The 18,443-nt window shown below is 69.5% G+C and carries 11 protein-coding genes and 3 pseudogenes; 6 read left to right on the plus strand and 8 right to left on the minus strand.

The annotated features are described in order from the left end of the window. The 7 genes and pseudogenes from LCD35_RS20195 to LCD35_RS20225 all read right to left on the minus strand — a co-directional run. The coding region (locus LCD35_RS20195; protein WP_225044656.1) for an enoyl-CoA hydratase/isomerase family protein at positions 1 to 527 on the minus strand (527 nt) is incomplete at its 3' end. Next, positions 528 to 1,775 (minus strand): CaiB/BaiF CoA-transferase family protein, encoded by a 1,248-nt coding sequence (locus LCD35_RS20200; protein ID WP_224968341.1) that lies wholly within the window; start codon positions 1,773 to 1,775, stop codon positions 528 to 530. Continuing rightward, positions 1,772 to 3,937, minus strand: a complete 2,166-nt coding sequence (locus LCD35_RS20205) for a hydantoinase B/oxoprolinase family protein (RefSeq protein ID WP_224957866.1) — start codon at positions 3,935 to 3,937, stop codon at positions 1,772 to 1,774. The genes LCD35_RS20200 and LCD35_RS20205 overlap by 4 nt, the downstream gene beginning before the upstream one ends. A gap of 40 nt (positions 3,938 to 3,977) precedes the next feature. Further along, positions 3,978 to 6,029: a hydantoinase/oxoprolinase family protein gene (locus tag LCD35_RS20210; RefSeq protein WP_225044657.1), complete on the minus strand. Its 2,052-nt coding sequence runs from the start codon at positions 6,027 to 6,029 to the stop codon at positions 3,978 to 3,980. A 53-nt stretch (positions 6,030 to 6,082) separates the two neighbouring features. Beyond that, positions 6,083 to 7,381: pseudogene (locus LCD35_RS20215) on the minus strand (hydroxymethylglutaryl-CoA reductase, degradative); the annotation flags it as partial. 277 nt (positions 7,382 to 7,658) lie between these two features. Then, positions 7,659 to 9,605, minus strand: coding sequence for a helix-turn-helix domain-containing protein (locus LCD35_RS20220; protein ID WP_224957869.1), 1,947 nt, complete (start codon positions 9,603 to 9,605; stop codon positions 7,659 to 7,661). A gap of 478 nt (positions 9,606 to 10,083) precedes the next feature. Then, positions 10,084 to 11,354, minus strand: a pseudogene (locus LCD35_RS20225) (alpha/beta fold hydrolase). 728 nt (positions 11,355 to 12,082) lie between these two features. Between LCD35_RS20225 and LCD35_RS20230 the strand changes: the two are divergent. Beyond that, on the plus strand, positions 12,083 to 13,420 hold the full coding sequence (locus LCD35_RS20230) for an aromatic acid exporter family protein (RefSeq protein ID WP_224957873.1): 1,338 nt from the start codon (positions 12,083 to 12,085) through the stop codon (positions 13,418 to 13,420). A 111-nt stretch (positions 13,421 to 13,531) separates the two neighbouring features. After that, entirely contained in the window at positions 13,532 to 13,663 is a 132-nt protein-coding gene (locus tag LCD35_RS30050) for a hypothetical protein (RefSeq protein ID WP_255615271.1), read from the plus strand. A gap of 5 nt (positions 13,664 to 13,668) precedes the next feature. On the opposite strand, the gene LCD35_RS20235 is transcribed toward LCD35_RS30050, so the two are convergent. After that, positions 13,669 to 15,270 (minus strand): CdaR family transcriptional regulator, encoded by a 1,602-nt coding sequence (locus LCD35_RS20235; protein WP_224977537.1) that lies wholly within the window; start codon positions 15,268 to 15,270, stop codon positions 13,669 to 13,671. A gap of 884 nt (positions 15,271 to 16,154) precedes the next feature. Here LCD35_RS20235 and LCD35_RS30775 point away from each other — a divergent pair. The 4 genes and pseudogenes from LCD35_RS30775 (at position 16,155) to LCD35_RS20245 (ending at position 18,373) form a co-directional block, all read left to right on the plus strand. After that, positions 16,155 to 16,487, plus strand: a complete 333-nt coding sequence (locus tag LCD35_RS30775; protein WP_224957877.1) for an inorganic diphosphatase — start codon at positions 16,155 to 16,157, stop codon at positions 16,485 to 16,487. After that, positions 16,426 to 16,554, plus strand: coding sequence for a hypothetical protein (locus tag LCD35_RS30055; protein ID WP_255615272.1), 129 nt, complete (start codon positions 16,426 to 16,428; stop codon positions 16,552 to 16,554). Before LCD35_RS30775 ends, LCD35_RS30055 begins: the two co-directional genes overlap by 62 nt. 183 nt (positions 16,555 to 16,737) lie before the next feature. Next, positions 16,738 to 17,196: pseudogene (locus LCD35_RS30060) on the plus strand (cation:proton antiporter); the annotation flags it as partial. A 31-nt stretch (positions 17,197 to 17,227) separates the two neighbouring features. Continuing rightward, positions 17,228 to 18,373: a cation:proton antiporter gene (locus LCD35_RS20245; protein ID WP_308016931.1), complete on the plus strand. Its 1,146-nt coding sequence runs from the start codon at positions 17,228 to 17,230 to the stop codon at positions 18,371 to 18,373. The last annotated feature ends 70 nt before the right edge of the window (positions 18,374 to 18,443 follow it).

The raw sequence follows: 18,443 nt of genomic DNA on the forward strand, positions 1-18,443 counted from the left end.
TTCAACAGCCCGTACCGCAGCGCTTCGCGGGCGCTGAGGCGTTCCGCGAGCAGCAGGAGCCGCATCGCCCACGCGTGCGGGATCTGCCTCGTCAAGCGAACGAGCGTTCCCCCTGCGGGCACCACGCCGACGCGGGGCTCCGGGAGTTGGAATTCGGCTTGTTCACTGGCGATTCGCAGATCAGTGGAGAGCAGGATCTCGAAACCGCCCCCCAGGCACAGCCCGTTGACCGCCCCGATGACGGGCTTGAACACATCGGTGTGCTTCTGGTGCGCGCCGTCCCAGCGGGAGATGTCGAACCGGCCCTCGGCCAAGGCGGGGATGGACTCCTCCAGGTCCGCCCCGACGCAGAAGGCACGGTCGCCGCGACCCGTCAGCACCGCCGCCGCGATGGAATCGTCGTCGCGCACTTCCGCGAACGCCTCGGCCAGTTCGTCGTACATCGCCAGCGTCAGGGCATTGAGCTTGTCGGGACGGTCGAACCGGACGACCGCCACGGGGCCCTCGCGTTCCAAGGTGATGCCCACTCACACCGCCCCCGAACTGCGCAACACCGCGATCTCGTCCTCGGACAACCCCGCCAAACCCCGCAGCAGCAGGTCGTTGTGCTCACCGAGCTTGGGCGCGAGACCCCGCGGATCGGCCGGAGTGGCGCCGAGGTGCACGGGCTGGCCGAACATCTGGAGCGTGCCGAAATCGGGGTACTCGACATCGACGATCATGTCGCGTTCCTTGATGTGCGGATCGTTCACGACATCACCGATGTCCTTGATCGCGGTGAGCGGTACCTGATCGCCCGCGAGCTCCTCCAGTTCCGCTCGCGTTCGCCCCGCCATCCACCGGTGCAGCAATGGCCGGACCCGACGCTCGTAGACCTCCGGATCGAAGCGCTTGGCCATGGTGTCGATCTCGGGGTCCTCGGCCACGTCGTGCTCGCCGAACATGGCGCAGGTGAGCCTCCAGAACTTGTCCGTGTAACCGCCGAAGAACACGTACCCGTCCTTGCAGGGGTAGAGCTCGTAGGGCCGGACGAACGGGTGGGCATTGCCCAAGGGTTTCGCGATCGTGCCATCGACCGTGTAGGAGACAACGGCGTTCTCGGTCAACGAGAGCACCGAGTCCTGCTGGGCCACGTCGACGAGCTGGCCCTCTCCGGTCCGCTCGGCGTGCCGGAGCGCCGCCAGAGTTCCGATCACGGCGTACATGGTCGCCGCCAGGTCGCCGATGATGGTCCCCACCCGCGTCGGGGGCTGATCCGGGTTCCCGTTCATCGACCAGAGTCCGCCGGCGGCCTGCGCACTGTTGTCGAACGCCGGTCGGCGCCGGTACGGGCCCGTCTGGCCGAAGCCCGAGATCGCGGTGTAGACGAGCCGGGCGTTGGCCTGCCGCAGTTGCTCGTAGCCGAGGCCGAGTTTGTCCATCGTGCCGGGGCGGAAGTTCTCGACGAGCACGTCGGCGCGCTCGACAAGCCGCTTCAGCAGCTCCTTGCCCTCCGGGACGGCGAGATCAAGGGTGAGTCCGAGCTTGTTCCGGTTGTACTGGGCGAAGAATGCGCTGAACCGATCGCCGTTCTCCGATTCGAGGAAGGGCGGGAAGTCCCGCGCGTAATCCGGATCGCCGGGGCGTTCGATCTTGATGACGGTGGCGCCGAGATCCGCCAGGATCATCGAGCAGAACGGCCCGGCCACCACCCGCGTCACGTCTAGGACGACCACGCCCGCGAGCGGACCCCGTGAGGTCGTCGCGCTGTCGGAACTCGCTGGAACTTCGCTCATCGCGTCTTCCCTTCCTCGCGCGGCGCCACCCGGATCCGGGTCTCGAGCAACGTGCCGCACGCTGGACTGATCAGCTCGTCGATCCACACGGCGGGTTCGGACTCCCGCGCTCGCACCCGCACACCGAGTTCGGACAACCGCTCCGATGCGATGCCGGTGCGGATCAGGGCCCCGGGTCGCCAGTCCGCACCAGTGCCCAGCCGTGCACCGCTCGCCGGGCAGTACCAGCCCGCGGCGTCACGTCGCGGGGCGGAGCTCTCGGCGGTCGCGCCCGCGGACACCGGCTGCACCGGAACCGCTCCGCCGAGCCGCTCGGTACGCAGCGCGGTGCGCCGGTGCTCGGTCGCACCGCGATCAACGCCGCCGCCGGTGAACTCCACTCCGTACACCCGCGACGCGGCAGCCGCGGTCAGGTACCCGTCGGCCACATCTCGGGCGACCAGCTCCGGATCGCGCAACAGGGGATCGCCGTAACCTCCGCCGCCGGCCACCCACTGGACGAACACGTCGTCGGAACCGATCGTGACGTCCTGCTGGTTGATCTCCAACAGATCTCTCCTATCGGCGGTCAGCTCGCCGTCCGTCGGGACGGTCCCGCCGCCGAGCAGGTCGTTGATGTTGGTGCCGCGCCACACCGCGTGTCCGCTGCCCCCTCCCGCGAACCCGCCGCCGAAGCCGTCCGCGACCACCTGCGCGTTGGGCGCGAACACGGTCTGGGTCACTTCTCGCGCCCCGTGCAGCTTCCAAGCGAACTCGTGGCCGTGCCCACCTCGATGAGCGCCGTGCCCGGCGCTGTCGAGGTTGAGGCGCTTCCACAAGTACAGCACCGGGTAGAGCATCTCGTTCATCTCGACGTCCGGCAGCGCGTTGTTGACCTGGGTCATCATCCCGCCGCAGTCGAGGCCGTCGGTCACCGGCTGCGCCCCGGTTCCCATGCCGCCGCCGTCCATGTTGAACAGCACGAAGAACTCGCCGTCGTCGCGGCTGCCCGCAGAGATGCCGCCGGTCCAGGAATCCGCCCAGACTCCTTGCGTCCGGGCCCGGATCAGCTCGCTGTCGCTGGTCCGGGCCGCCTCGTTGAGCAGCTTGGTGACAAGCCGGCTGACCCGGGCACCGGTGGTGAGGTGCCCGTTGCTGATCGGCGCCGGTGGCAGCGGGTTGACCAGGGAACCGCGTTCGGCGAGCACGGTGCACGCGGTCATGACGCCCTCGTTGAACGGCACGTCCCAAGCCAGGATCGGCACCAGCGCGCTGGCGACGCTGCCCACCAACGTTCCGTAGCTGAGGTTGATGAAGCCGTCGGTCTGCGGGCTGGAACCGGCGAAATCCATCGTGATCTGGTCACCGGACTTGGTCATCGTGCAGTGCACGCGGTAGAGCTCGTTGACGTGGCCGTTGTGCTCGGTCCACTCGTCGGCCTCGTACACGCCGTCGGTGAGCAGCGCGATCCGCTCGCGCACCACGCGCTCGGCGATCTCGAAGTTGACCCGCGTGTGCTCGCGGAACTCCGCGAGCCCGAACTCCTCGACCGTGCCGCACAGCCTGCGGATGCCGGTGTTGTTGCTGGCGACCAGGCTGCGCACGTCGTTCCAGAACAGCGTCGGAACCCGGACGTTGTTCAGCAGCACGCGGCGCACCCACTCGACGGGTTTGCCGCGCTCGAAGACCTTCACTCCGGGCGGCAGCCGCAGCGCTTCGCTGTAGCAGTCGTAGGCTCCGGGCGCGAAGCCTCCTGGGGTCATCCCGCCGACATCCACCAGGTGCGCCTGCGACTGCGCCCAGCCGATGAGCTCGTCGCCGTAGAAGATCGGGGAGATGACGTTGGTGTCCGGCGGGTGCGCCGAACCGGCGGTGTGCGGGTCGTTGCAGATGAACGCGTCCCCGGGGTGCAGCGGTTCGCCCTCGATCTCCGCGACGAGGTTCTGCACGGCCACGCTGCCGGATCCGATGTGGAACTGGACGAAGTCCGAATAGGAGTAGATCCGTCCCTCGGGGTCGAACAGCGCGGTGTTGAAGTCGCCGGATTCGGTGATCACCGGTGATCCGGAGGACCGGATCATCGCGCTGCCCATCTCCTCGACGATGGAGTCCAGCCGCATCCGGAGCACCTCGAGGGTGACGGGGTCGAAGCCTGCGGGGATGTACGTGGAGTTCGTGGTCATTGCCGTCTCCGTGCAACGTTGGTGGGGCTGACGAGTGGTCTCACGCGGCGTTCAGGCGGATCAGGAAGTGGCCGCCGTCGACGACTTCCACCACCGCTCCCTCGGGCACGTACACGGTGGTGTCCCGCTCTTCGAGCAGGCAGGGTCCCTGCGCCTTGCCCAACGCGCTGAACCCGCGGTGCACTTCGGCGTTCCGCCGTCGCCCGGTCGCGGGGTCGACGTACTCCCGGTGGGAGACGGCGTGCCGTTCGTCGCCGCCGTTGTCGGTGATCTGCTGAGCTTCGGTGCGCCCGATCGCCTTGACGCGAGAATTGATCAGCAGGACCTCGGCCTCGGTCCAGGCCGTGCCCGCGCCGAATTCCGCCTCGTAGTCCTCGATGAATCGCCCGCGCAGCAGGTCCTTGTCCTGCTCGCCGAAACTCTTGCTCGGCAGCCGCGTCGTGACCTCGAATATCTGGCCCATGAACTTCATGTCCGCCTCGCGGTACAACTCCCGGTGCTGCTCGGGAACTCCTTCGGTCTCGAACCACTCCTGGGCTCGCGACTCCAGCGCCGAGAACTCCTTCTCCAGGTCCGCCGCCGGCTCCGCGAACGTCCACGGCGTGGTCTGCACGGCGGAGAAGACCGAGTCGGCGTGCATCAGCCCGTAGGCGGAGAACACGGCGGCGTTGCGCGGGACGACCACCTCGCTCACCCCGATCTCGGCGGCGATCGCGGCCGCGAACAACCCGCACGCCCCACCGAATCCGACGAGCGTGAACTCACGAGGGTCGTGGCCGCGGTTGACCGTGATCTTCCGGACCGCGTTGGCCATCTGCGACACCGCGAGGCGGTACACGCCGTGCGCCGCGACGTCGGTGTCCAGCGCCAGCGGCTCGGCGAGGTGGCGGTGCACCGCGGCGCGAGCCTCGTCCTCGTGGAGGCGGACGGTGCCGCCCAGGTAGTAGTCGGGATTGAGCAGGCCCATCACGAGTGCCGCGTCGGTGACGGCGGGCCGGTCACCGCCCTTGCCGTAGCAAGCCGGCCCCGGGACCGAACCGGCGCTGCGCGGCCCGACCCGCATGACACCGCGACCGTCGATCCACGCCAGGCTTCCCCCACCCGCACCGATCGTCTCGATGTCGACCGCGGTGAGGCTGGTGGGCAGGCCACCGATCTCGGCACGCGGCAGCACGCGGAACTCGTCGTCGATGATCGCCGCGGCGTCCAGGCTCGTGCCGCCCATGTCCGCGGTGAGCACCCGCTGCCGCCCCAAGTGCTGGCCGAGCAGCCGAGCGCCGGTCACGCCGCCCACCGGACCGGAGTTGAACATCGCGATCGGCGCCTTGCTGGTCTCCTCCACCGAGAGGAAACCGCCGTGCACCTGCATGATCTGCACTCGCGTGCGCAGACCGCGCGCGGCGAGTTCGGCGGCGAGCTGGTCGAAGTGCTGCGCCACGATCGGCTTGACGGCCGCGTCGAGCGTGGTGGTCACCATCCGTTCGTACTCGCGGTACACCGGTGTCAGCGAGCTGGACAACGTGTACGGCAGCTCCGGGTGGCGGGCCTCCAGGTACTCGCCGATCTGCTGCTCGTGCCGCGGATTGCGGAACGACCACAGCAGGCACACCGCCAAGGATTCGGCCCCCGCCGCCAGGACGCGCTCGACGGCCCGGCCCAAGGCGTCCTCGGCGAGCGGCACGAGGACGTCGCCGGAGGAGTCGATGCGCTCCGGTACCTCGACGATGCGGTTGCGCTCGACGATCTCCGGCGGCGGTGCCATGCGGTGCGGATCCCGCTCGTCGTCGCGCGCGGAGCGGGCGATGCGCAGCGTGTCGCGGAAGCCCTGCGTGGTCAGCAGCCCGACGGCCGAGTACTTCTGCTCATCGACGGCGTTGGTGACGATCGTGTTGCCGAGGACGAATCGATCGATCCGCGAGTAGAACGCCCCCTCCCCGACGCCGAGGAGGTCTTCGAGGCCGGCGAGGGCGTTGAGGATGCCCGTCGTGACGTCCGGCGTCGAGAATGCCTTGCCGCGCACGGCACGACCGTCGTGAACGGCGACCGCGTCCGTGAACGTGCCGCCTACATCGATTCCCACGTGCAGGGTCATAGTCGCTACGTCTCCTTTGACGTGTGTTGCTCGTGATCCGCCGTACGGCCGGGTCAGCTGCCCCGTGCTCGGAGTTCGGCGAGCACCTGCTCGGCCCGGTCGGTCCGGATGGCCCGATCGGCGACCAGCCGGCGCACGACTTCAGGGATCTCGTCTGCCGTGGCACCGGCCGACACGGCGATGTTGCGGGCGTGCAGCGACATGTGGCCGCGCTGGATCCCCTCGGTCGCCAATGCGCGCAGTGCCGCGAAGTTCTGCGCCAGGCCCACCGCCGTGATGACCTCGGCCAGCTCGGACGCGCTGGACACCCCGAGCAGCCGCACCGCGGTCTGCGCCGCCGGGTGGACCTTGGTCGCTCCGCCGACCAGGCCGACCGGCATCGGGAGTTCGAGCGTGCCGACGAGGTCGCCGTCGCGGTCTACCTCGAAGTGCGACAAGGCGGTGTACCTGCCGTCCGCCCCGATCGCGTGGGAGTGCGCTCCTGCCTCGACCGCGCGGGTGTCGTTGCCGGTCGCCAGCACGACGGCGGTGATCCCGTTCATGATCCCCTTGTTGTGCGTGGCGGCGCGATAGGGATCGGCTTCGGCGAGCGCGGCGGCGTGCACGATGTCACCGACGACCTCCGCACCTCCCAGCGAATCGGCCGCGAACACCGCCCGCGCCCGCGCCAACCTCAGATCGGCCTTGTTGGTCAGGATGCGCAACAGCACGCGACCACCGCCGATCTCCCCGACCCGATCGGCGAGGGCCTCCGCCATGGTGTTCACGGCGTTCGCACCCATCGCGTCGCGCACATCGACGACCAGGTGGACGACGACGTAACGACCGGCGCGCGCCTCGACCGTGCGCACCGCGAGGTCGCGCACCCCGCCGCCGACGGAGACGAGTCGCGGATCTTGATCGTTCGCCAGGCCGATCAGTTCATCAGCGGCCTCCAGCAGCCGCACCCGCGCGCCGTCGGGGTCCGCCACGTCCAGCAGCTGCAGCTGCGCCTGCATGATCGGCTCGGAGCTGCTGGTGTGGAAGCCGCCCCGTTCTCGTGCGATCCGGGCGGCATTGCTGGCCGCGGCGACGACCGAAGGCTCCTCCGTGACCATCGGGACCAGGACGTCGGCACCGTTGACGGTGAAGTTCGTGGCCACTCCGATCGGCATGCCGAACGTTCCGAGCACGTTCTCGATCATGCCGTCGGCCTGCTCGACGGTCAGCCCGCCCGAGGTGAGCACTTCGAGGGCAGCAAGCGGGACACCCGCGTTCCGAGCCGCCGAAACCCGCCTGTCGCCCGGAGATCCATCCCGGAAACCAGGAATTCTGCTCTGCGTGGTCACCGATACCTCCACATCACCCGAGCCGCGTCGCTCGGACCGCTTCTACCGGCGGCAGGAGCGGATGTTGGACCACTCGGTGCAGCACGACCGCCGGTTGGCAGCAACAGTAGGCAGGCCGTGACCTGAGCAACACGGGTCGATCGCACGTATTCGACTCGGCGACCATGTGTGATTCGTGCAGCTCCTCCAGGAAACCGTGGAGGATCGGCCCGTCGGACGTGATCCCACCGCGTGCGCGCTGGAAACCTCGTCCAGTTCGCGACCGGTGGAATCAGCCCGGCGGCGCCCGAGGCCGGCGAATTCACCCCTCGATGTGCCGGGCCAAGGCATGCAGGCGGGTCGCCACCGAGATACGGAACAGCGACTCCGGCTCACGCCACGACGCCCCCAGCAACGCACCGATCCGTTCGAGCCGCTGCGTCACCGTGTTGACGTGGACGTGCAGGACGCGCGCCGCACGACTCGGGCTGGCGTGCGAGTCGACGAAGGCGCACAGCGTCTTGAACAGCTCGGTGCCGCGCTCCTCGTCCCACCGCAGCACAAGTCCGATGGTCGAGTCGATGAAACCGGACAGGTCCTTGCTCCCGGCACCGAACATCGCCATGTACGGCTCGTACGCCCGTGAGTCGACGATCCCTTCCGACGTGCCCACACTCCGCACGACCTCGACGCATCGCCGCGCGGCTTCGAAACACCGCCCCAATTCCTCCGGCGACGCGGCAGGCGGACCGGCGACCGCCAGCACCGGGCCTGGCTGGCCGCCCTGGACGGCATTCCATGCTTCGCGCGCCGCCAGCAGGGGATCTTCGAGGGGAGACAGGAGCACCAGCAGACCATCTCGTTCCCCGACCAGCCCGCCTGCAGCCGACCTCCGCAGCACCTCGGTGGCGGATCTCCGGCCGTCCACGGGAACCGCCACCGCGACCACTGCGCGCAACCCTTCGAGCCGCACGTCCCGCGCCCGTGCCCTGAGCAGGAGATCCTGCCAACGGTGCTGGTCCCCGCGAAGGACGTCCGCGACCAGTTCCCCCCGAACTCGGTCCTCCACCGCCGCGATCGCTTCTTGCTTGACGGCCACGAGGGCTACGATCTGCGCGGCACGCTCGATCGTGCGCTGCTCGACCTCGCGCAGTTCGAGGTCGCCGTACCCGACCACCACCGCTCCGAGGAAGGTCTCCCCCGCCACGACGGCGACGGCCACCTCCGGACGCGGCGGAATGCCTGCGACGAAGACGCACCGCCCGGACAGCCTGCTCGCGTCGATCGCTTCCCGCACGGCTGGCAGCAGGTCTCCGTCAGCAACGGAGTACTCCGCTCCGCCGTCGTCCGGCTCCTGCGCAACGGGCACGAGGTCGCGGTCCAGAACCAGCACGGGGCGCTCCAACGCCTTCCCCAGCGTCTCCGCCACCCCTTTCGCGCTACCGCCCGTCAGCACGACGGCCGTGAGATCTTCGTGGACCGCGCTGGCACGTTCCATCGCGGTGACGTTGCTCGCCAGGACGGAATTGGCCCGCTCCGCCTCCTGCGCTGCGATCCGCTCCTGCTCCAACAGCCGCGCCGTCTGGAGCACGACCGCTGCATGATCGGCGAACGCGCTCAACAGAGCGATCTCGTCCGGAACGAACTCGTGCTTGCTGCGATTCGCCGCGAACAGAACCCCGAGCACCCGATCCCCCGCCACCAGCGGCACGCCCAGCAGCGAAACGAGTCCCTCTGCCGCTACGGCAGCGTCGATCTCCTGCTCGTGCGGGACCGAATGGTTCGCCTGGTAAACAGAGGTCCACTGCGGACACCGCGTGCGCACCACCTTGCTCGCCAACCCCATCCCCGGCGGCACGCGCAAGTCGCGGAACGACGGTGCCACGGACCCCAAGGTCGACCGGACCCGAAGCTCGTCGCTGCCCTCGTAGAACTCCGACAAGTAGGTGACATCCGTGCTCATCAGGGCGTGCGCTCGTTCGACCAGGCGGTGCAGCAACGCATCGGTGTCGCGCAGCTCAGCGAGCTCCCGCGCGCTGGAGAACAAGGCCGACAACTCCTGCCCACGGCGACGCCAGCGCGCCAGCAGCGACCGGAGGTCACGAAGGCGATCCACCAACCCCGCCGCTTCTCCTGCCGGCAGCTCCGAGCTCAGCCGCTCGAACACGCTGGCCGCGTCATCCTCGGGCTCACCGGCAACGGCATCGAGCAGTTCCACCACCCGGGCCACGGAGAGGCCCGCGCTCTGCTCGTCAGAATTCGTCAGCACGCCCGCCAGGATGCCCCCTCGCGCAACGACAGGTGAAACCCATCCACGGTGCGGTAGAACCCGAGATCCGAAGAATTCGGCCGCATCACCCACCGGCGGGCGGAACAGATCGGCTTTCAGGGCAGCACGACTCTCAGCAGCAGGATCAGTGGTAACCACCACGGAACGCGGTGTCCTGCCGACGGTGCGAGCACGGCGGACCGCAAGCGAGGGTGCGAGACCTCACCCTCCGACGCAGGTGGGTCACCGCGCGTCCCCGCCAGTGGCATGGGGACGTTATCGCCGTGCTCACCATGCCAAGAAGACGCGCAGCGCGACCGCTCAAGGGACGTACACCCCCGTCGAAGTTCGCGTTCGGTTCTTGCCTGATTCCTGCCGCTGATATTTCGCCATACGGCGGCGGGACCCCCTCAACGAAAAGCAGCTCGACCTCCTGAAGCGAGTCGACGCCTCCGAGGATCTCGGCGGACCCGAGCGCTTACGGCTCCGGCACTCTGCCAACGCCGTTCGCGACCGCGGGTTGATCACGATCAGCAAACGCGACGGCGTGTGGCGGGTGGCGATGACCATGGCCGGGCGGTTCTACCTCGATCACGGGCACCATCCTGACGATCCTCGCTATCGGAACGACCGACAGCCCCACTGCCGACGGCGGGCTGTGAAGTCCGGCTGATCCTCCCGCTCGACGATTCGACGCCGCCGCCCGGCGCCGTGTCCGGTCGGGGAAGCCGCTCGTGATCACGCCGCGCTCGCCGACGACCGGCGGCTCGCGCGCACCGAGCCGGACCCCTGCTCCCGGGACTCGCCCACAGCGAGGTACCTCGCTGTGCGCGGCGTGCGGAGATCTCCTCGACGGCCCGAACCAGCCACTGCGGGGCTTCCTCGTCGGCGAAGTGGCCCGACGGTGCGCTGACGCCGACGACGTCGTCGGCATGCGCCCGCAACGGCACGGCCGGATCCGCGCCGGCATCGTGGAGCCCGGCGGCGACGGCCAGGACCGGCATCGGCAGTGACCGGTCGGCGAGAAGTTCGCGGTTGTGCCGACCGTCAGCAGGGTGCGGTAGTGGGCGAAGCCGCCGCGCAGCCGGTCCCGGCCGCGGTATGCCTCGGCGTAGGTGCGCAGGTCGTCATCGGTGAAGGTGCCCGACGTGCTCATCGCCCCGAAGGTGGTGGTCGCGAATTCGAGTTCGGGCCCGTCGAGGAGCATCTCCGGCACATCGGGTGCCATGAAGAACCCGAAGTGCCACATGCCGCCGTCGGCCACGTTCATCGCCTCCTCCAGCCCGAGGCCTCTCAGCAGCGCGGCGAGCAGGACGAGCGCGGACACCTCGCGGGGGAACTGGAGTGCCCCGGCGAAGGCGACCATGGCTCCGATGTCGTGGCCGACCACGACGGCGGACCGCGGGAGGTCGAGCGCCTCGAGCAGGCCGCGCAGGTCCCGGGCCTGTTCTGCTTGTCGTAGCCGGCGCCCGGCCGGGCGTTCACGCCGGTGCCGCGCAGATCGGGAACAACGACGGTGTGGGTACGCGCCAGCGCCAGCACGACGTGTCGCCAAGCCCGTCCGGTCTGCAGCCCGCCGTGGAGCAGCACGAGTGCCGGTCCGCCGCCTACCGCGACGGAGAGGGTGGTGTCGTCGGTGGACACGGAACGGACGGTGAACCCGGTCAGAGGCCAGGTGGTGGTCATGGGAGGTCCTTTCCGTGGCCAGACCAGCGCCCACAACCGGAGCGAGCCGATCATGGTGAGCATGTCGGTGTGACATGGGATCCAGCCGAGCTCGCGGCGCGAGCGCGGCGCGCGGAGCCGTCTGGACGCGCCGAGGACCAACGCGTCGAACTCGCCCACGCCTAGGCCGCTGCGGTGGGATCGAGGCTGCGTGTGGTGCAGCCGAGGTCGGCCGCGACGGCTTCGGCAGGTGTTGAGGCCTCCCCGACGTAGCAGGCGGCACCGGTCCCGGCGACGGATCGATAGATCAGCGACGCGTGACCGTGTTCGCCGGGGCCCGGATCAGACCGGGTACGAGCACGACCGTGCGGATCCCGCGGGAGGCACCGGCCCGGACCGCATCCCCCCGCGGCGAGCCGGTCGACGGCCAGCCGCTCTACGACGAAGGCGTCGTCCCTGTCGTGGCGAGGGTGAGGAAGCCGTGGTGGAGGTCGGTGCGGCGTTCCCAGCGATGGCCAGGAGTCGGAACTGGTGCAGTAGCGCGAAGGTGCGTTCCACGACCCGATGCTCCGGCGGGTTGTCGTCGCGCGCATTGGCGGGATCGTCTCGACCGGCGGCAACAGTGGCGTGTCGGTTGCTGCTGCCCGGTCAGCAGGACGACCATGAAGACCGCCCACAGTCCGCTCGCGGCGAAGTGATGCGGCTGCTCGCGGCCTACCCGCCGCCCACCGGCATTGCACGATTCCGAACCGCGGACGGCGGCGGCCGGGGCTCGGGTCCCTGGTGACCCCGGACGAGAGGAGCCGGTGTCGATGCGTCGCACTTCCGACCCGGACAACCCGGATGCCCTGCCGGGCAGGTGGCGGGCCGGCCTCGCGCGGACGAGGGCACTCGTCGGCCGGGCGGTCGTGGGCTCACAAGCGGAAGGCGATCAGCTCCTGATGCTCAAGACCGCCGGTGCGGCGGGAATTGCGTGGGTGGTGGCCGCGCGGCTGACCGGCGTGCCGAGCCCGGTGCTAGCGCCGCTGGCCGCGGTGCTCGTCGTGCAGGCCACCGTGTACCAGACGATGCAGTCCGGTTTCCGCCGAGTCGTGGGGGTCGTGCTCGGCGTACTGCTCGCCCTGGTGCTGGGGCAGTGGCTCGGCCTCAACGCCTGGAGTCTGACCTTCGTGCTGCTGCTGGCGTTGCTGGTGGGGCGGATGTTCCGGCTCGGCGGGCAGACCAACCAGGTCGCCGTCAGCGCGCTGCTGGTGTTGGCCATCGGGGGCACCGCGACCGGCTACGCGCAGGAGCGGATCTTCGAGACTGTTGTTGGCGCACTGGTAGGGGTGCTGGTCAACGTGCTGGTCGCGCCGCCAGTGCACGTGCACGTTGCGCGCGACTCGATCGCCACGATGGCGCACAAGACCGCGGGACTGCTGATCGACATCGGACAGCGTCTCGCCTACGAGGAGCTCGTGTTCGAGCCCGGCCGGACCCGGGAGCTGCTGTGGACGGCGCGGGACCTCCACCACGAGATCGCCGACATCCGCGAGCAACTCGACCACGCCTCCGAGAGCCTGCGCTACAACCCGCGCCACAGCGTGTTCGTCAGCCCCGCACGCAAGCCCGAGCCAGCGGCGCTGCTGGAGCGGGCACGCGCGGGGGCCGACGCCGCCGACCACATCGTTGACCAGGCCAGCGGAATCGCCCGAGCCCTCGTCGACGTAGGAGAGGGCCGCTCCGGCGCCGAGTGGGATCCCGCCGTCACCGCGCGGGTCGGCGAGCTGGTGACCAGCACCGGGCGGGCGGTGGAGACCTGGGCGCAGGCCCTGATCGTCGACGACCCGGACGCACCGGACGAGGAAGGGCTGCGCGGGCAACTGGTACGCGACATCGAACATGCGCGGGCGAAGCTGGCCGCGCTCAGCCAGGAACTCGCGACGCAACGCGGGGAAACCGCCGGTTCGACGACCATGAGTTGGCTCGTCATCGGCAGCGTGCTGGCCGACATCTCCCGCATCCTCGCCGAGGTCGACCCCGCCGGCGGGGCGCACAAGGCGGCGTTGTCCCCAACCCCGCCCGCCCACGTGCACTTGCGTCGGCCCACGTTCCGAACACTGCGCCGCAGGCTCCGGGCTACCCGCGCGCGCCTGCGCCACCGGAGCTGAGCCGCGTCTGAGCAGAGTGGTCGACGTCGGCGACCGAGACTTCCTCGAAATCGCCGAGGAGTCGTCACTGTTCGTGCTGGTCGACTTCTGGGCACCGCTGCAGGCCGGTCCATGCCGGATGTCGGGATCCAGGCCGTGCCGACGCTCCCGCTGCTCAACCGGGATGAGGTTCTCGCGCGCCAGGTGGCGCCGCGGCTGCGCAAGCGGGCCGAGCAGGGTATCGGCGTGCAGTCGTTGCGCTGACTGGCTCAGGACGGGGTGTCTAGAACCCGCCAGGCGCGGGTCGCCACGTGCATGTTGAGGCGGTTGTCGACGTCGCTCAGGTCGATGCCGGAGATCTCCCGGATCCGCCGGAGCCGGTAGCGCAGCGTGCTCCGGTGGATCACCAGCGCCATGGCGGTGGCGTTGTAGTTCCCCCCGCGATCCAGGTAGTGCGACAGCGTGTTCACCAGGTCGGCACGATGGGTGCGGTCGTAGTCGAGGAGCCGACCGATCCACTCTCGCACGAACGTCTCGACGTTCGCTCCGCCCTCCCCCTGGCCGAGGATGCGGTAGAGGCCGATCTCGTCGAAGAAGGTGGTGCCGCAACGCTCCCGCGACTCCTGGCGGATCCGCAAGGCACGCAACGCCTCCCGGTACGACCTGGCGAATTCGGCCGGGGCGTCACAGCGACCACCCACCCCGATCGCCCCGCACTCATCGCCCAGCTCACCCGCGAGCGCGTGGTAGAAGCCCTTGCCGTCTGGGCGGCCGCTGTTGAACAGGACCACGGCGCCCGAACGCCGGGACACCAGGCCCGACATACCGAGCTTTTTCGCGGCGCGCTGAACGGCCGAGGCGACCACGTCATCGGCGCTCGCGTCACGCCACTGGACCGCGAGCGCGTAGTGCGGCCCGTGGAGGTTGTGGCCGACCGCCTCGGAACGGGCGAACACGCTGTCGTCCTCGACGCCGGCAACAAGATCCTCGACGAGGTCCCGGCGCAGCCGAAGCTCGGTTTCGGCGAGGTTGCGGGCGTGGGTGAGCACCAGGGCGAGCGCCATCGCTGCATGCTCCATCGCATAGGCGACGTGCGGGTCAACGGTCGGCTCCGGATCGATCAGCGCGATCACCCCGAGGATCTCGTGCCGGGGCTGGGCGAGGATGACCAACCGGTCCCGGTTGCGGGCCACCCCGTTGCGGGCCGACGCCTGCCGCAGCGTCTCCTCCCGCCGCCCATAGGGCGCGGAGTAGGGGTGCGACTCGGCCGGGCCCGCCCACGACAGCAGGTTGCCGAACCGGTCCTCGATCGCGACCGGCCTGCCGGTGAGCGTGTGCAGGGCGGCGGCGATGTCGGCCGTATCGCCATTGGTGGCCGTGATCCGGGTGAAGGTCTCGTGGATGGTCGCGCGACGCTGCAAGTCGTCGACCGTGGTCTTGAGATGCTGGTTCATCGTCGCCAGGTCCTCGCTGAGCCGGCTCAGCTGCCGGGCGTGGTCTCGCTCGTACAGGAACGACGCGTTGGCCAGGGCCGCAGCCGTGTGCTGGGCGAGGACGTGGAACAGGGACAGCTCGGAGGGCGCCGGCTCGTGCTCACCGGTGAGCACGAGGTAGCCGGTGAGCCCGTCCGGGCTCCGCAGGCCGAAGGCCCAGGCCCAGTTCGCCTCCGACCCCAGGACCGGGCCGTCCTCACCCCGCAGCGCCGCGAGCTGGTCGGCGAGGACGCTCGAAGCCTCGTGCCCGGCAGACGGAACGGCCACCAGCTCCCCGGAACTCAACAGGAACGCGGCGGACGCATGGAAGGCGCCCAGCTCGGGAACCGACGACATGGCTAAGCGAAGAATGCCCTTCTCATCCCGGCTCTCGAACATCGCCCTCGACCGTTCCAACATCCGGTGGAGCTCGGAGCTGAGCACTGCCTCTTGTTGGCCAGTGTGCGGCTTCGGGGAGGTGTGCGAGATCTTCATACGAATTCCCCTAGCGACATGCTCTGCGCCGTCAACGGTACGGCGGAATCGGAAGATTCGCTTGGCACGCGCGGTCGATCGCATCGCCAGGTTCGATCGCACCGAACTTTCGGCCACGGGAGCGGACGCGCCCGCCCCTGCGCTCGCGGGAACGTGGCCTCATCGAACCGGAGCGAATCCGCGGCGACCGTCAGGTGCCGCCCGCGTGCGGAATCTGAACGGGGGACGTCAGGACATCCAGATGCGACCCAAAAGACCGCTGATGACCGGTCATGCGATTCGGTCACTTCCGAGGGCAGGCCGACCGAACAGGCGGCTACACGCCGATCTTCGCACGATCGCGAGCCGTGGTGACCCGCAACGAAGGCCGCCGGGGGTGGGCAGGCCGACGAAGTGGTCATCACCCCGTCGCTCAACCCACCGCCGCGCGGCGAGATCAAGTACAACGCACACCGCACGGCGGGCCCGCAGGCACCGACGTCACGAGTTGGATCGACCCACCCGTGTCAACGAACTGGTGGAAGGCTCCGCAGAAAGACCTACGCCCGGCCGAGGTCAGCGGCGGGCGACTACGCCCCCTTCCCGGCGCCTACGTGGACGAGCTCTCCACTGCCCACCGGCGTTGCGATCGACAAGGCTTCCATCAGCTTCCGACTGATCGACGGCGTCGCGGGGGACCTCCACCCCTGGCTGGTCGAGGTCCCGGTGGCTTGCGGGCCCGCCGCGGATGTCCTCCTCTGACAGGCGGAGGATTCCGCGAGTGCGGCGATCGCGTTCGGAGGTGCGGTATGGATCCCGACGTCGTGGTGGAGACGCCGGTCCCGGAACAAGTACGAATGAATCACGAGCGTTGCCGGATCCGGCTGGGCAGCACGTTGCTCACCGCCACGCAGTACCCTGCGGACTACGGTTTCGTCCCCCACACCTGTGCCGAGGACGGCGAACCGCTGGACCCGCTCGTACTCGTCACCAGTAACACCTCCCGAACGGCCAAGTCGCGGGACCCGTGGTGGGCGTTTTCCGGATACGCGACCAGAACGGGGCACACGCGAAGCTGTTGTGCGTACCCGCCAGGAACACATCGCCGACGTGCCCGACCGGCCCTGGCGCTCGGTGGCTGAGATCGGGCGCTTCTTCGCGGTGTACAAGGCCATCGAGCCGGGCAAGTGCGCCGAGGTGCGCAGCTGACAGGACCGCGCCTTTGCCGAGCAGAGCGTGCGGGCGGCCTACGCCAGGTTCGAGCGCTGAGCGGTCCTCGCGCCCCGGACTCCCGTGGAGGTCATCATGCCCGAGCTGCCCGAGCTGATAGCGCTGGCGATCGGGGCGCTGAGCATCACTGCCCTGGCCCGGCGGTTCAGACTTTCCGAGCCGATGGCCCTGGTCCTGGCCGGGCTGGTGGCGTCGTTCGTCCCGGGACTGCCGGACTACCGGCTGGACCCCGATGTGATGCTGGTGTTGGTCCTACCGCCCCTGCTGTACTCGGCCGCGCTGAGCAGCTCCTACGTCGGCATCCGCGCCCACCTGCGCCCGATCGCGCTGCTAGCGGTCGGACTCGTGCTGTTCGCGACGGCCGTCGTCGGTGCGGTGGCGTGGTGGGCGGTGCCGGGGATCCCGCTCAGCGCCGCGTTCGTGCTCGGCGCGGTGGTGGCGCCACCGGACGCGGTCGCCGCCACGGCGATCGGCCGCAGGCTGGGCCTGCCGCGTCGGATCATGACGGTCCTCAACGGGGAGAGCCTGGTCAACGACGCCACCGCGCTCACCGCCTACCGGGTAGCCGTGGCAGCCGCCGTGGGGACCGGTTCCTCGCTGTTGGAAGGTGTCGGCGTGTTCGTGCTGGGGGCCGCGGGCGGGCTGGCGATCGGTGCCGTCGCTGGCTGGGTCGTGCACCGCGCGCCTGATTCTCGAGGACGGGACGCTGGAAAGTGCCGTCGGACTACTCGTGCCGTACGCGACCTACCTGGTGGCCGAGCAGGCGCACGCTTCGGGAGTCTTGGCGGTGGTGGTCGCGGGGCTGTTCCTCAGCCACCGCTCGCACCAGGGCAGTGCAGCCACCCGCGTGCAGGACCAAGCGGTGTGGCGAGCCGTGACCACGCTGCTGGAAGCGGTCGTGTTCGCGCTCATCGGGCTGCAGCTGCGCACCGTGGTGGACGGGGTCTCACAGGACCTCGAACGATTGGTCGTCGCCGGTATCGTGTTGACTGCCGTGGCCGTGCTGGCCCGGGCGGCGTGGGTCTTCGGGGTCATGTACGTCCCCGAGCGGCTGTTCGGCGGGCACGACCCCATGCCGTCGCAGTACGCGGTCATCGTGTCCTGGTCCGGCATGCGGGGCGTCGTCTCGCTGACCGCCGCGTTCGCGATCCCGGCCGTCACGGTCGCGGGGGCACCGTTCCCGTTCCGGGCAGAGCTGATGTTCCTGGCCTTCTTCGTCACCCTGGCAACGCTCCTGCTGCACGGCCTGACCCTCCCCTGGCTCATCCGTCGGCTGCGGGCCACCGGGGATGAACCTGAGGGGGACGCACTGGTGCAGGCGCAAGCCCTGCGCGAGGCAGCGCGGGTGGGCCTCGAACGGCTGGAGGTGCTACTGGCCGAGACCCAGCCGCCCGAGGAGATCGCCGAGGACCTGCGCCGTGCCGCCCGCAGGCGCAGCGCCACCAGGCGTGGGAGCGGCTGGGGCGGAGCGCGGACGAACTCGGCGACAGTCCGTCCGCGGTCTACTGGCGGCTGCGCGCGGAGATGCTCGCCGCTGAGCGGGCGGCACTGGTCCAGATACGCGACGAACACCGGCTGGACGACGAAATCCTGCGCCCGATCCTGCACGAAATCGACCTGGAGGAACTCATGCTCCAGCACTCCTGACCGACCACATCGCCCTGGCGGGTTGAGAAGCGGCCGGGAATTCACCGCCCCAAGCCGAAGCCGCTCCGGAACAGCAGGCGCGAGGATGGCCTGCGGCACCGCCGGAGCGGTAGGCGGGCTTTGCCGACCTTGCCGGGAGGTAGCAGAATGAAGGCGGTTCGCCTGCGGCGCAGCGGTGCGCAGCCAGAGGTCGAAGACGCACCTGGCCCTGCCGTGGCGCA

Source organism: Saccharopolyspora sp. 6V, from assembly GCF_020176785.1.
GTDB classification, from domain to species: Bacteria; Actinomycetota; Actinomycetes; order Mycobacteriales; family Pseudonocardiaceae; genus Saccharopolyspora_C; species Saccharopolyspora_C gregorii.